The sequence below is a fragment of the Ruegeria sp. BF8 genome (assembly GCF_056538625.1).
Window position 1 is genome coordinate 77,507 of record NZ_JBQFTL010000005.1, and the last position, 12,592, is coordinate 90,098.

The window sequence follows — 12,592 nt, forward strand, 5'->3', positions numbered from 1 at the left end:
GTCTATCCATCCTTGTCAGGCCGGAACCATGATTCCGGATCCACGGGGCTATTGTTCTCTCTTACCTCTATATAGAGCGTTTCTGGACGATCAGTTCCAGTGCCATCACCGCTTGTTGACAAAATCGCGCCGATTTCTGGTGTTTGACCGGGCATCAGGCCCACTGGTGTTCCTTCGGAGATCACCTGACCGGGGGCCCCATACACCTCCTGAAGGCCGGAGAAGACAAAAAGCAAACCGGGCTGCGGTTCCAGGATCACAAGGTTTCCAAGGTCCAGAAGCGGCCCTCGGTATCGGATCGTGGCCGCTGTGGGCGACAGCACCAATGCACGTGGTCTGGTTCCCAGTACAAGCCCCGGACGCGTGACCCCTGCGGCGTCCGTTTCGCCGGAACGATGGAGTATGACGCCTTGGGTCGGCAGCGGAATCTGTCCTTTCAGTTGGGACACATCCGCGTTCGAGGCTATGATTTCTCCATCCGATATCTCAGATAGACCGCTGGCGAAACCATCCAGAGTCTCCGTTGATGAGATCAGGATGGCTGTCCGTACCGGGTCTTCAATGAAGCGGCGCGGCAGGTCGGTACGGTCCGCTATGGCCTCGCTCAGCTTCGTCCTGGCGTTCTGCACGCCTTCCAACCCATCGGTCAGCGTGTCCGCAGCGCTTTGTTGCAAGCGGCGCAGGGTCTGCACCTCGTCCAGATCCCGGGCCAGCGCTTGGGCTCTGGTGTTCAGGCCAGGGGTGACTTCGGACAGCATCATCCCGGTGCGCGCCGCCCCCAGCGGCCCGGCCGGGTGCAGCATCAGAACCGGTGGCGCCGTGGTTTCGATGGTTTGCAGCACGCCCAGCAACTGGCGGATTTCGCGTTCGCGCGCGTTCAACTCGGCGGTCAGCTGGCTTTCGCGCAAAGCCGCCCGTCGCAGCCCGTCGCGCATGGCGGCCAGCCCGGCCTCGTAGGCCTGGATCGTCTCGGTCAGGGCACGCACGCGGTCGCGGGCGGTTTCGGCCTCGGTCAGCGCGATCGAGGCCTGTTCCAGCATCTGCGCTGCCTCCAGTGCCGCCTGCGCGGGGTCCGGCGCGGCCCGGACCGCCTGCCCCGCCATCAGGGCCGCCAGAAGAAGCGCGCGCAGCCTCATGACAGCAGGCTCTGACCCGTCATTTCCGGCGGCTTGGGCAGGCCCATCAGGTCCAGCACCGTAGGCGCCAGATCGGACAGGCGACCTTCGCGCAGGGTTGCGCCCTCGGGTCCGCCAACCAGCGCCACGGGTACCGGGTTCAGGGTGTGAGCGGTATGCGGCCCGCCTGTTTCGGGGTCGATCATGGTTTCGCAGTTGCCGTGATCGGCCGTCACGATCATGGCACCGCCTGCCTTTTCAAGCGCGGCGACCACGCGGGACAGGCCTTGGTCAACGGCCTCGCAGGCCTTGATCGCGGCCTGCAGGTCACCGGAATGGCCCACCATGTCGGGGTTGGCATAGTTGGCGACGATCAGGTCATAGCCCGCCTCGATCGCCTCGACGAACTTGTCCGTGACCTCTCCGGCCGACATCTCGGGCTGCAGGTCATAGGTTGCAACCTTGGGCGACGGGGCCATGTAGCGGTCTTCGCCGGGCTCGGGCGTTTCCTTGCCGCCGTTCAGGAAGAACGTGACATGGGGGTATTTCTCGGTTTCGGCCAGGCGGAACTGGCGCAGGCCCTGCTTGGCAACCCATTCGCCCAGCGTGTTCACGATCTCGCGCTTGGGGAAAACGGTCGTCATGTAGGCATTGTGGCCGTCGGAATATTCCACCATGCCCAGCAGCGCCGGCAGGTGCGGGCGCGGGCCGGTGTCGAATTCGGCGAAATCAGGTTCGGCAATGGCGCGCAGGATCTCGCGGGCGCGGTCGGCGCGGAAGTTGAGGCAGAAGAACCCGTCACCGTCGCGGACGCCGTCGTAGCCGGGCAGAACCGTGGGCGCGATGAACTCGTCCGTTTCGCCCCGGTCGTAGGCGGCCCGAATCGCAGCGCTTGCGGTATCGGCCTGCCCACCCTGCCCTTTAATGATCGCTTCATAGGCGCGTCCGACCCGTTCCCACCGGTTGTCGCGGTCCATGGCATAATACCGCCCCGAGACGGTGACGACGCGCGCGTTCGCAGGCAGGCGGCGCTCCAGCTCGGCCAGGAAGTCCAGCGCCGATTTCGGGGCCACGTCGCGTCCGTCGGTGATGGCGTGCAGCGCCACCGGCACGCCCGCCTCGGTGATCGCTGTCGCGGCGGCGACGATATGGTTCAGGTGCCCATGCACCCCGCCATCCGAGACCAGCCCCATCAGATGCGCGATTCCGCCCGCCGCCTTCACCTTGGCGATGAAGTCCTGCAGTGCGGCATTTTCGAAGAACGAGCCGTCTTCGATCGCAAGATCGATCTGGCCCAGATCCATCGCCACGACCCGCCCGGCCCCGATATTGGTATGGCCGACCTCGGAATTACCCATCTGGCCGCTGGGCAGGCCCACATCAGGGCCATGGGTGATCAGCCGCGCGTGCGGGCCCTTGGTCATGATCGCGTCGAAGGTGGGCGTTTGGGCCAGATAGGGCGCATTGGCCTGCGTGTCTTCGGACAGGCCCCAACCATCAAGGATACACAGGACGACGGGTTTGGGTGCGCTCATGTCGGATCTCCGATAACTGCTCTTGTCCGTTCTTCTATCCCCTGCCCGCCGCATCGTGAACCGCCTTTTGCGGCGATGCGCCCCGCGTCGGGCTATTTCCTGATCTGCTGCCAGTGCCGCGCCTTGCGGCCGCGATACTTGACCGTCAGCTCGGGCGGGGCGTCGCTTTCGTCATAGGCCCCAAGGACCACGCCCTTGCCGCGACTTTTGGTGCGCATCTCGACCAGCTCGGCCGTCGAGCGCGTGGTACGCTGCGACGGACGCCGGGCCCAAGCGAACAGATGGTCGTACATCTGCGCGATTACATCCGCATGGGCCGCGCTGTCGCCCAAATCGGTCAGCTCGCCGGGGTCGTTTTCCAGATCGAACAGGATCGGGCGGAACCCACCTTCGCAATGGATCAGCTTCCATTTTTTCGTGGCCACCATGAACATCGCCGCATCGCGCACCGAAACGCCCAGCGTTTCCGCGATGGGCGAGGCCGAATAGTCGTATTCGCAGATCACGAATTTGCGCGGGGTCTCGGCCGCCCGCCCGTGCAGGATGGGCAGCAGCGAGTGGCCTTCTAGGATATGATCAGGCACCGCACCGCCCGCGACCTCGACGAAAGTGGGGGCCAGGTCGATCGACTCGACCAGCGCGTCGCAGGCGGTGCCGCGCGTGGCATCGGCCTGTTCGGACGGGTCGTAGATGATCAGCGGCACCTTGGTCGAAGCGTCGTGGAAGAACGTCTTTTCGCCCATCCAGTGATCGCCCAGAAAATCGCCATGGTCCGAGGTCAGCACGATCATCGTGTCGTCCATGCGGCCGGTCTGGTCCATCCAGTCCAGCAACCGCCCGATCTGGTCATCGGCCTGCTTGATCAGGCCCATATAGGAGGGGATCACGGCCTCGCGCACATCCTGCCGCCAGAAGGTCTGACCGATCTTGGTGTGCATGAAGGCGCTCAGCACGGGGTGCGCCTCGGCCCGCTCGGCATCGGAGCGATTGGGGGGCAGAACATGCCCGGGCCCGTACATCGAGGCATAGGGCTCGGGGACGATATAGGGCCAGTGCGGTTTGATGTAGCTCAGGTGGCAGCACCACGGGCCGTCATGGGTTTCCATGAATTCCATGCCGCGCGTGGTCAGATAGGGGGTCTCGCTGTCCTCTTCGGCGATGTTCGCGGCCTGCGGCGCGTTTTTCAGGAACCAGCCGGACAGCACGTTGCCGTCCTCGTCCAGCCCGGAATTGGCAAAGTCGTGCCAGGGGTTGTCGCTGTCATACCCCTTGTCAGCCAGCCAAGAGTTATAGGCGCGGGCCCCGTCGGGGTCATAGAACCCGTCGGGACCTTCGGGGCGCATCCCGTCGTCGCGCTCGAACACGTCGAAACCGCATTCGGCCACGCGCGCGCCGATCAGGCTGTCGGGTTCCAAGCCCAGCCGCGCCATGCCCTCGGCGTCGGCGCGCATATGGGTCTTGCCGACCAGCCAGCAGTCCATCCCCGCCTTGCGCAGATGGTCGCCCATGGTCTGCTCGCCCACCTTCAGCGGGATGCCGTTCCACGAGGCGCCGTGCGACTGCACATAGCGCCCGGTATAGGTGGACATGCGCGAGCTGCCGCAGATCGGCGATTGGATATAGGCCCGCGTGAACCGCACGCCGCGCGCGGCCAGCCGGTCGATATTGGGCGTGTGCAGATGTGGATGGCCGTAACAGCTCAGGTAATCCCAGCGCAGCTGGTCGAACATGATGAACAGGATGTTGCGGGCCTTGGCCATTCAGTGCTGCGCGCCCTGGCTTTCCATCTGTTCCACCATCCGGCGGGCGCGCTTGCATTGCAGCTTGTCACGCAGAGGGCTGTTGGGGTCCACGTCCTTTTGGCACACCACGCATTTGTCGGCGCCCGAGATCGCGTTCAGCCCGCCGCAACTGCCTTTGATGGTCTTGCCCATCAGCATCACGCCCAGCGACATGCCGACCATGATGATCAGCAGCAGAACAAACGCGAGGATAAAGGTGCTCATCGGCCGGCCCGCCCTTCAGTTCGATCCCAGCGCATCCTTGAACGCGCTGCTTTGTACCGTGATATAGGCATCTTCGCCGCCTGTCACATCCCGCGAGATGAAAAACACCGCCAAACCCAGCTGATCGGCCAGTTTCAGCCCCCGCTCCTGCCCCAGCGCCAGCATCGCAGTGGCCCAGGCATCGGCCATCATCGCATTTTCGGCCAGAACCGTGACCGAGGTCGTCCGATGCGTGATCGGACGTCCGGTGATCGGGTCGATGATGTGCGAATACCGCACCCCGTCCTGTTCGAAGAAGTTCTTGTAGTCGCCCGAGGTCGCCATGCCGCGGTTGTCCAACGGCACGATGAACTGGATGGTCTGCGATCCGGTTTCGGGCTTTTCGATGCCGATGCGCCAGGCCTCGCCCTTGTCGTTCTGACCGCGGGCCACCAGGTCGCCGCCGATCTCAACCATGTAGTTCTCGATGCCGGCCTCTCGCAGCGTCTCGGCCACGGCGTCGATCCCGTAGCCCTTGGCGATGGCCGAAAGGTTGATCCCCACGCCCGGTTGCGCCTTGGCCAGCGTCCCGGCCTGTTCATCCAGCGTCAGCAGGCGCGCCTGCCCCACTTGTTCCAGCGCTGCCGCGATCTCGGCATCCGACGGCACCGGGTCTTCGGGCTTGCGCGGGCCAAAGCCCCACAGCTCGATCAACGGGCCAAGGGTCACGTCGAACACGCCGCCGCTTTGCTCGTGCACCTGGTTGGCCGCCGCGATCACGTAGGCGAACTCTTTCGACACCGGCATCGGGTCGGTGCTGGCCGAGGCGGAAAAGACCGAGACTTCGGAATTCGGGTCCCAGTTGGACATCTTGGCATTCACCTGCGCCAGCGTTTCCTCCACGGAGGTGGACAGGGCCGCCTCGTCCAGATCCTCGCCGATTGCGGTGATGTGATAGGTCGTGCCCATGGTTTCGCCGGACAGACGGACGATCTCGGGCTCCTCGTCGAACAGACAGCCAGAAACAACAAGCGGCAGGGCCAGAGCAAGCAGTCGGCGCATGGGGCGATCTCCTGGAAATGTGTTGCCCGGCATATGCCAGCGGCCCCACCCAGAGTCAAACCTGCGTCAGGGCGCCAGCGGCAGGAAGCCCAGGACCAGCAGCCCGACCGCAGCGGGCACTCCAAACAGCCACGCGCGTTTCTGCCAACCCGGGGGCTGTTCTTTCCACAGTTTGCGAAAATTATGTCCGCAGATCACGACCAGAAGGAAGATCAGGGCGGCAACCGCAGGAGACAGATGAAGTTGGGTCACGGGGTCCGGTTTTTCCTTGCGACCCGGCGCGGTTGCGCCGGTTTTTGAATTTGCACCCTATACAGGTTTCTCTGCTGCGATAAGGTGGTGAGGACAGCCTGTAGCGTTGAAGGAGGAGACCGCCCATGGCCCCAAGCTCTTACCAGCCCCCGACACGTGGCGACAAGGCCGGGTCAAGCACGTTCAGCCAGTCCGCCGAGTCGAATTTGTCACATACTCAGACCACTGTCGCCAAATTGCTGGAAGGAAAAGGTGATGCGGTGTTTTCGGTTCGGCCGAATGACACCATCCATTCGGTGGTCGAAATTCTAAAGGAGAAACGCATCGGGGCGGTTGTCGTCACCGATCAGAACGGAGCATTGCAGGGGATCCTGTCCGAGCGGGATATCGTTCGCCGCATGGCGGATACTCCGGGTCAGACGCTGCCACAGTCGGTCGAGGCGTTGATGACACGCGATGTGCGGACCTGCACACCGGACGACCTGCTGATGGATGTGCTGAAGACGATGACCGAGGGGCGGTTCCGCCACATGCCGGTTCTTCGCGACGGCAAGCTTTGCGGCATGATCACCATCGGAGATGTCGTGCATTTCCGCCTGAAAGAGCTGGAATACGAAGCCCTGCGCATGAAGCAGATGATCGTCGGCTAGATCGTCACACGTCGTAGTAACGGGCATATGCCCCATAGGACTGACCGCCTGCCTTGGTCTGCTTTCGGGCAGACCCCAGGTCCGAGATGACCAGCACGGTGACCTGCAAGTTCACGCTGGAAAACTCGCGCAGCGCTTGTGCCAACTGGGCGCGGGACGTGGTGGCCGGTGCAACCGACAGAAGGATCGCGTCACAGGCCTGCCCGATTACCCGGGCGTCAGGAACGGCCAGTATCGGTGGGCTGCCGATCAGAGTATTGTCGTAGTCTGCCTTCATTCTCTGCATGAGGTCATGAAAGCGAGAAGACGAAAAATATCCGCGGCGCTGCGTGTGCTGCGCTCGCCCATCAGAACATTGACCGACAACCGGGTGTCGGTACGTAGAAGGTTGCCCAAGGGTGTCCCTCCGGTCAGCGCTGTGACCAGCCCACCGTTCGGGTTGTCTGGAAAATACTCCCTGAAAGACAGGCTCAGGATGTCGGCTTCGACCAGCAGAACAGATCGACCGAGCCCCGCCAGGCTTTGCGCGAGGGCAATCGACATCGTGATCTTACCCTCATCCGGTACCGACGAGGTGCACAGAATGACCTGTGGTTGAGCGTCCGAATTTGGTGACAGCACAGACGTTCGCAGGTTTCTGGCCGCTTCCGATAGCGGCGACGTCGAATTTGTCGATAGGTACCCGACCAACCGACTGTGCTGGCGGATCGGTGCCAATCGCAAATGCCCCAGAACCGGTACGCTGGTGGCCATCTCCAGATCGGCCCCAGCCGGAACCGCGGATTGCCGGATTCGCTGGACAAGAATGATGCCCAGCCCCAAAGCCGCCCCGGCGATCACCCCAAGAAACATGATCAGACCAGAACGCGGTGCAACTTGTTTACCCGGAGTGGCTGTCGAAATTATGCGGCTGTCCGGCGTTTGTGCGCCCTGTTGGACGGCGGCTTCCTCCAGTCTGGAAATAAAGGTTTCGTGCAGCAACCGGGTTACACGGGCGTCGCGCTCGAACTGGCGCAGTTCGGCTGTCACACTGGCATTCTGGGCGATCAATTCTGAAACACGTTCGGCGAGAGCTATCCTTGCTGCTGCGTCCCTCGTGGCAACCTGCCTTGAAAGGCTGGTGGGAAGGCGACCATGAATGACTTCCTGAACCTCGCCTTTGAAGTGTTAGGGGTCCAGGTCAACAAGTGTCTGGTCCAGTTGGTCAAGCTCTTGAAGACGGCTTTGCAGATTGGCCAACCTTGTTTGGGTTTCCGAAAGCTTCGCGGCCAGTGCTTCGGGGCTGGCGACCGCAGGACCTTGATGGTGTCCTCCTGCCGGGCGATTTCCTGCTCCAGCCCGGCCAAACGGTCCGACAAACATGAAACAGTTTCGGTCAGCCCTTCGGCTTTTCCGTTGATCTGATCCCGAACAAAAAGCATGGCCTAGGCATCCGCAATCTCAGCCGACTTCTGAGGTTGGTTGGTTGTTGCGCTGATCCGGATGGCATCTGAATTCCGGACGTTTTCAATAGATACCACCTGTGTGACGTTTTCCGCGACGATGCCCAGGGCGTCGCTGCCCGACCGGTTCGCCGGATTTTGCCAAAATACGGTCCAACGCGATGCGAGGATGGCTGGATTGAACTATGGATCATCCTGGAGGTTTAGCTCCAGCGCCGGGCTATGCATCAAACGAGCAGAGCCAAGGATTTCGACTTGAGTATTGATGGCGGAGATGTCGCTGCCTAGCCCCGTCATGGCTTGCGACGGCACGTCGGAATAGCCCGCAGAGCGTGTCAGATCCAACGTCGTTTCGGACCGGAAGCGGGGTTCCGTCGCAAAGGTCGAGATCCCCAATCCCAGCAAAAGACCGAGACCCGCGCAGCCGGCGATTGTGTATCTGTCCGGCCATCACAGCCGGGCAAAGGCCAGCAGAACCAAACCGTCCACGGTTTTCTCGCGCCTGTTCGCGCCATGAGGTTTTTCGTCGGTCGTGTTAGGCCTTTGCAAGTGCTTGTGTTCTGTCACCGTTTCTTGGCGTCAATTGCCCTTGAACTCAGCAACCGCCTGCAGCGTCCGCCAAATAATCCAAAATTCGAATGCAAGGCTCGGATTATTGATGTAGTAGTGGTCGGTCCAAAATTTTTCCGAATATCTTCAAGACTTTGTGCGTGCCCGACTTCGGTCTGGGCATAGCCGCTGATTCCGGGGCGGACGCCAAGCCGGGCGCGGTAACCGGGCTATAGGGGCCCCCTGATCTTACCGTGACCAGGCTTCATTGAACGGAATTTGTAGGCGACAAACGCTCTTCCTCCTCTGCCCATGCGGATCTGGCAAAACAACAAGGGCCCTCGGTTCAGAATGTGGTTCATGACGAGCAACAGGACTGCGCAAACCGCCAGGAGTGGCAACAGGGCCAGAGAAACAGTAACATCCATGAAGCGTTTGGTGATACTGAATGTCAGACCTACGCGCGGCGCGGCAAAACCGGAAAAAGCTGCTTGGGAACCAACAATATCGATGCTCATCCATCCCACCCTGAGCGTCTGATATCGCGTAGGCTCAGCGAGAGTTTCGCTGCGGAATGGTAAATACCGAGCTAATGTTAATAGAGTATTTAGAGATCATCATTTGACCATGGCCATCATGCCCGACCGGCGGTGTCCGAGGCTTCATTGCCGGGGCCGGTTGATACGAAATTGACGATGCCCGGGCTGATGTCTGCCGCCGTGAGCCGACCGGTCGCAAACGCGCCGGTATCGATCGAAATCACCCGCCCACTGACTTTTGGATCTGGGACGATGGTATGCCCGTGCACGACCCATTGGCCATCCAATCGAGCGGTGGGCGGGAAATTGGGGTGCCCCCACAAACAGACATGGCGCGGTTGGTCATCGATTGGCAGAGCCGGATCAAGGGCCGCGTGGACGATCGAGACATTCCCGCTTGACCAGGTCAGTGGCCGGTTCTCGAGCCAAGTCAGAACCGGGTCGCCAATCACAGACCGCAACTGATGCGAGATTTGGACAGCATCTTCGCCCAGTGTCGCTTCGGTTATTCCCGTCAGGCCGAACGACGCGAGTGTCTGAAGCCCACCGTTTCCCAGCCACAAGCGACTGGTCCGCTTGGGTTCCTCGATAAATCGAAGCAGCATCTCTTCATGATTGCCCAGCAGACAAATCACTTCACGCTCGCCGTTTTCCGAAAGATGCCGCAGGTGATGCAAAACCTGAGCACTGTAATCTCCACGGTCGACATAGTCCCCAACAAATACCAGAGGAATGTCCGGATCGAGACGGGTCAGCAGTTGCTGCAACAGGTCCAGCCGTCCGTGAATGTCACCAACGACATAGAACCGCCGATCGGGTGCCAGGGTCTCCAGCAGCGATTCCTGCTCAGGCTCGTCGGTGCCCCGCCTGAGTTTTCTGATCCACGATCCTATCATTAGACCTGTTCCCTATCGCGCTGTGGCCCAGGCAGCAATGGCGGACAGGGCCGGCTGACGCGACCGCCGTAGTTGTGAACAACAGGTTATTGAGGCGGGCGCGCAACGCAAGGGGCCTCGGCATCAGAGTGGCCCCCGATAAACAACAGGAGCTTTCCATGCCTTCGATGACTTACAAACCGGCCGCGCAGCGGTCTGTTGAAAACCGCCACGATGCGGCCGCGGACCAGGATATTCTTCTCAGCAACGTGGGTGGTGCATCGATCCGGTTTGAAATCACCGCTGACGATGCCATCCCTGAATTGGAAGCGGCTTTGGGTCACACGGTTCAAACGGGACGGTCTTTTGCGATGCAGATGAAAGCTGGCGAGCGTCTGGATGATACGGTCCGAGGGCTGCGCGGGCACGATCTGCGTGCCAATTGGGGTCGATTTTGGCGATGGTGAGGATCATCGTCGTTGTGCTGGTTCTGGCGGACTGCACTCCGGATGGTGATGGCCCGCGTTCGGTTCTGATGCCCGCGATGCTGAATCGTCAGGGCCAGCCCACAATGCTGGCCGAGCTGCCCAAATTGTCGGTCAGCGCAACGATGGCCCTGTTCGATGGCAACGGTGACGTTCAAACCTAGAAGTTAGCGGACGGTGTGTCGATGTCCTTTCTGGATGGAGTTTTGGTCTCAAGCCGGGGATTGGGCGCGGACTTGATGTCGGCGGATGTGAGTGGAACACGCGCCATGCCGGCCGGAGACCTGGCGACCCTCGATCGAGAGCTGGGCACAATCCGCAGCTACCGCAGTGGGGATTTGTACCAGACTCCATTGCGCGATTATCTGGCCCGACCGGAATTCCGGCAACTGGTCCTTTTGAACGGGGACGCCGTGTTTGCCGATACCAGCTATGACCTGGACCGGGCTCTTGCGTTTTATCGCGATCAGATCGACGTCATCAGCCTGAACCGTCAGGCTCGGGGCCGCCTTGGCCGAACTTGAGCAAGAGGTCGGTTTGCGCCGCGCCGAACTGACGGAGACACGCAAAAATTTCACGGTTCGCAGTCAACTGGGCGCCGAACAGCGCGACTATGTCTATCTAGGGGGAGAGATCCGCAAGAACGCTCGTGTTCCCCTGCCCTACGGCCAGCACCTGAGCCTGGCCGACGCTTTGTTCGGCGAAGGCGGTTACAGCATCAGAACGGCAGACGCGTCGCAAATCTATGTATTGCGTGCCTCTCCCAAACCTAAGGAAATCGGTGTGTTCACTGCCTGGCACCTGGATGCGCGCAATCCTGCGGCATTGTCGATTGCGGCCCGTATGGAACTGCGCCCCAACGATATTGTCTTCATCCAAGAACAGCGGATCACGACCTGGGGTCGGGCGCTGGATCAATTCCTGCCCTCGATGGTCAATGCGGGGCTGGGCGCGGCAAATGGTTGACGCGCACCGCCCTGCATCGGATATGAGGCCCCACCGACCGATAATCCCCTTGACCTTGGCGGGTCGAAAGGGTCCCTGATGGTCGGGATTATTGATTTGCGTTCGAGGGTTTCATGCAACGGGTATTGATTACGGGCACTGCGGGCTTCATCGGGTTCCACCTGGCCAAGCTGCTGTTGTCCGAAGGATTTCAGGTCCATGGCTATGACGGGATGACGGATTACTACGACGTCACTCTCAAACAACGCCGCCATCAGATGCTCTTGCAGACGCCCGGCTTCTCGGCAACCGAGGATCTGTTGGAAAACTACGAACGCCTCATGCAGGTTGCAGACGAATTCCAGCCCGAGGTTATCGTTCACCTCGCCGCCCAGGCGGGTGTGCGTTACAGCCTTGAACACCCGCGCAGCTATATCGATTCAAACGTTGTGGGTACGTTCAACGTGATGGAGGTGGCCCGTCAGCACAAGGTCGGTCACCTGCTCATGGCATCTACCTCTTCGGTTTATGGGGCAAACGAAGACATGCCCTTTACCGAGGTGGAAAAGGCCGACACCCAATTGACGATCTATTCTGCCACCAAGAAGGCGAACGAAGCGATGGGACATTCCTATGCCCATCTCTGGGATCTGCCCACGACCATGTTCCGGTTCTTCACCGTATACGGCACCTGGGGCCGTCCAGACCTGGCCCTGTACAAGTTTGTCGATGCAATTCTGGATGGGCGCCCGATCGACATCTACAATCACGGCGAAATGTATCGCGACTTCACCAATGTGAACGACCTGGTGCGCGGGATCCGGTTGTTGATCGATGCGGTCCCCGTCCGTCCGGACAGCCCCGAGGATATCGAGGAGGGTGACAGCCTTTCGCCGGTCGCGCCCTATCGTGTGGTCAACATCGGAAATGGTGACAAGGTGCGTCTGATGGATTTCGTCGAAGCAATCGAGGAAGCCGTGGGCAAGAAGGCGATCCGGAATTACATGCCCATGCAGATGGGTGATGTTCCGGCGACATGGGCCAATACCAACCTGCTGCAACGCCTGACCGGGTATCGTCCGCAGACCGATTTCAAGGATGGAATCGCTCAGTTTGTCGAATGGTTCCGCGAATACCACGGCAAATGATCGAGTGACC

17 protein-coding genes and 1 pseudogene are annotated in these 12,592 nt (G+C 60.9%); 7 read left to right on the forward strand and 11 right to left on the reverse strand.

Features of this window, described 5'->3' with window-relative positions; translation table 11 throughout:
• Positions 1-2: 2 nt before the first annotated feature.
• From ACR0LD_RS16095 to ACR0LD_RS16120, 6 genes are all read right to left on the reverse strand, one after another.
• Entirely contained in the window at positions 3-1,136 is a 1,134-nt protein-coding gene (locus ACR0LD_RS16095; protein WP_480637948.1) for a murein hydrolase activator EnvC family protein, read from the reverse strand.
• Positions 1,133-2,650, reverse strand: a complete 1,518-nt coding sequence (gene gpmI, locus ACR0LD_RS16100; RefSeq protein ID WP_480637950.1) for a 2,3-bisphosphoglycerate-independent phosphoglycerate mutase — start codon at positions 2,648-2,650, stop codon at positions 1,133-1,135. The genes ACR0LD_RS16095 and gpmI overlap by 4 nt, the downstream gene beginning before the upstream one ends.
• Before the next feature lie 92 nt (positions 2,651-2,742).
• The gene (locus ACR0LD_RS16105; RefSeq protein WP_480637952.1) at positions 2,743-4,410 is read right to left on the reverse strand and encodes a sulfatase-like hydrolase/transferase; all 1,668 of its coding nucleotides are present in this window, start codon (positions 4,408-4,410) and stop codon (positions 2,743-2,745) included.
• Positions 4,411-4,656 (reverse strand): (Na+)-NQR maturation NqrM, encoded by a 246-nt coding sequence (gene nqrM / locus ACR0LD_RS16110; RefSeq protein WP_093963352.1) that lies wholly within the window; start codon positions 4,654-4,656, stop codon positions 4,411-4,413.
• Positions 4,657-4,671: 15 nt separating this feature from the next.
• The gene (locus tag ACR0LD_RS16115; RefSeq protein ID WP_480637955.1) at positions 4,672-5,697 is read right to left on the reverse strand and encodes an FAD:protein FMN transferase; all 1,026 of its coding nucleotides are present in this window, start codon (positions 5,695-5,697) and stop codon (positions 4,672-4,674) included.
• A 66-nt stretch (positions 5,698-5,763) separates the two neighbouring features.
• Positions 5,764-5,949, reverse strand: a complete 186-nt coding sequence (locus tag ACR0LD_RS16120; RefSeq protein ID WP_170439636.1) for a hypothetical protein — start codon at positions 5,947-5,949, stop codon at positions 5,764-5,766.
• Positions 5,950-6,074: 125 nt separating this feature from the next.
• Between ACR0LD_RS16120 and ACR0LD_RS16125 the strand changes: the two genes are divergently transcribed.
• Positions 6,075-6,599 (forward strand): CBS domain-containing protein, encoded by a 525-nt coding sequence (locus ACR0LD_RS16125; protein ID WP_170439634.1) that lies wholly within the window; start codon positions 6,075-6,077, stop codon positions 6,597-6,599.
• A 4-nt stretch (positions 6,600-6,603) separates the two neighbouring features.
• On the opposite strand, the gene ACR0LD_RS16130 is transcribed toward ACR0LD_RS16125, so the two are convergent.
• Entirely contained in the window at positions 6,604-6,876 is a 273-nt protein-coding gene (locus ACR0LD_RS16130) for a hypothetical protein (protein WP_480637957.1), read from the reverse strand.
• Positions 6,873-7,628, reverse strand: coding sequence for a GNVR domain-containing protein (locus tag ACR0LD_RS16135; protein WP_480637959.1), 756 nt, complete (start codon positions 7,626-7,628; stop codon positions 6,873-6,875). Before ACR0LD_RS16135 ends, ACR0LD_RS16130 begins: the two co-directional genes overlap by 4 nt.
• A 105-nt stretch (positions 7,629-7,733) precedes the next feature.
• Between ACR0LD_RS16135 and ACR0LD_RS16140 the strand changes: the two genes are divergently transcribed.
• On the forward strand, positions 7,734-8,003 hold the full coding sequence (locus ACR0LD_RS16140; RefSeq protein WP_480637961.1) for a hypothetical protein: 270 nt from the start codon (positions 7,734-7,736) through the stop codon (positions 8,001-8,003).
• Positions 8,004-8,224: 221 nt separating this feature from the next.
• Here the strand turns inward: ACR0LD_RS16140 and ACR0LD_RS16145 are convergent.
• From ACR0LD_RS16145 to ACR0LD_RS16155, 3 genes and pseudogenes are all read right to left on the reverse strand, one after another.
• Positions 8,225-8,476 (reverse strand): annotated as a pseudogene (locus ACR0LD_RS16145) (hypothetical protein); the annotation flags it as partial.
• Positions 8,477-8,820: 344 nt separating this feature from the next.
• Positions 8,821-9,108, reverse strand: a complete 288-nt coding sequence (locus ACR0LD_RS16150) for a sugar transferase (protein ID WP_480637963.1) — start codon at positions 9,106-9,108, stop codon at positions 8,821-8,823.
• A gap of 116 nt (positions 9,109-9,224) precedes the next feature.
• The gene (locus tag ACR0LD_RS16155; protein ID WP_480637965.1) at positions 9,225-10,025 is read right to left on the reverse strand and encodes a metallophosphoesterase family protein; all 801 of its coding nucleotides are present in this window, start codon (positions 10,023-10,025) and stop codon (positions 9,225-9,227) included.
• A 158-nt stretch (positions 10,026-10,183) separates the two neighbouring features.
• Between ACR0LD_RS16155 and ACR0LD_RS16160 the strand changes: the two genes are divergently transcribed.
• The 5 genes from ACR0LD_RS16160 to ACR0LD_RS16180 all read left to right on the forward strand — a co-directional run bounded on the left by ACR0LD_RS16160 (position 10,184) and on the right by ACR0LD_RS16180 (position 12,582).
• Complete coding sequence (locus tag ACR0LD_RS16160; protein WP_480637966.1) at positions 10,184-10,471, forward strand: hypothetical protein; 288 nt, start codon at positions 10,184-10,186, stop codon at positions 10,469-10,471.
• Positions 10,465-10,653, forward strand: a complete 189-nt coding sequence (locus tag ACR0LD_RS16165; RefSeq protein ID WP_480637968.1) for a hypothetical protein — start codon at positions 10,465-10,467, stop codon at positions 10,651-10,653. Before ACR0LD_RS16160 ends, ACR0LD_RS16165 begins: the two co-directional genes overlap by 7 nt.
• Before the next feature lie 21 nt (positions 10,654-10,674).
• Positions 10,675-11,013: a hypothetical protein gene (locus tag ACR0LD_RS16170; protein WP_480637970.1), complete on the forward strand. Its 339-nt coding sequence runs from the start codon at positions 10,675-10,677 to the stop codon at positions 11,011-11,013.
• Positions 11,000-11,455 carry a hypothetical protein gene (locus tag ACR0LD_RS16175; RefSeq protein WP_480637972.1) on the forward strand — a complete coding sequence of 152 codons (456 nt, stop codon included), beginning with the start codon at positions 11,000-11,002 and terminating at the stop codon, positions 11,453-11,455. The genes ACR0LD_RS16170 and ACR0LD_RS16175 overlap by 14 nt, the downstream gene beginning before the upstream one ends.
• 113 nt (positions 11,456-11,568) lie before the next feature.
• Positions 11,569-12,582 carry a GDP-mannose 4,6-dehydratase gene (locus tag ACR0LD_RS16180; RefSeq protein WP_260066455.1) on the forward strand — a complete coding sequence of 338 codons (1,014 nt, stop codon included), beginning with the start codon at positions 11,569-11,571 and terminating at the stop codon, positions 12,580-12,582.
• Positions 12,583-12,592 lie beyond the last annotated feature (10 nt).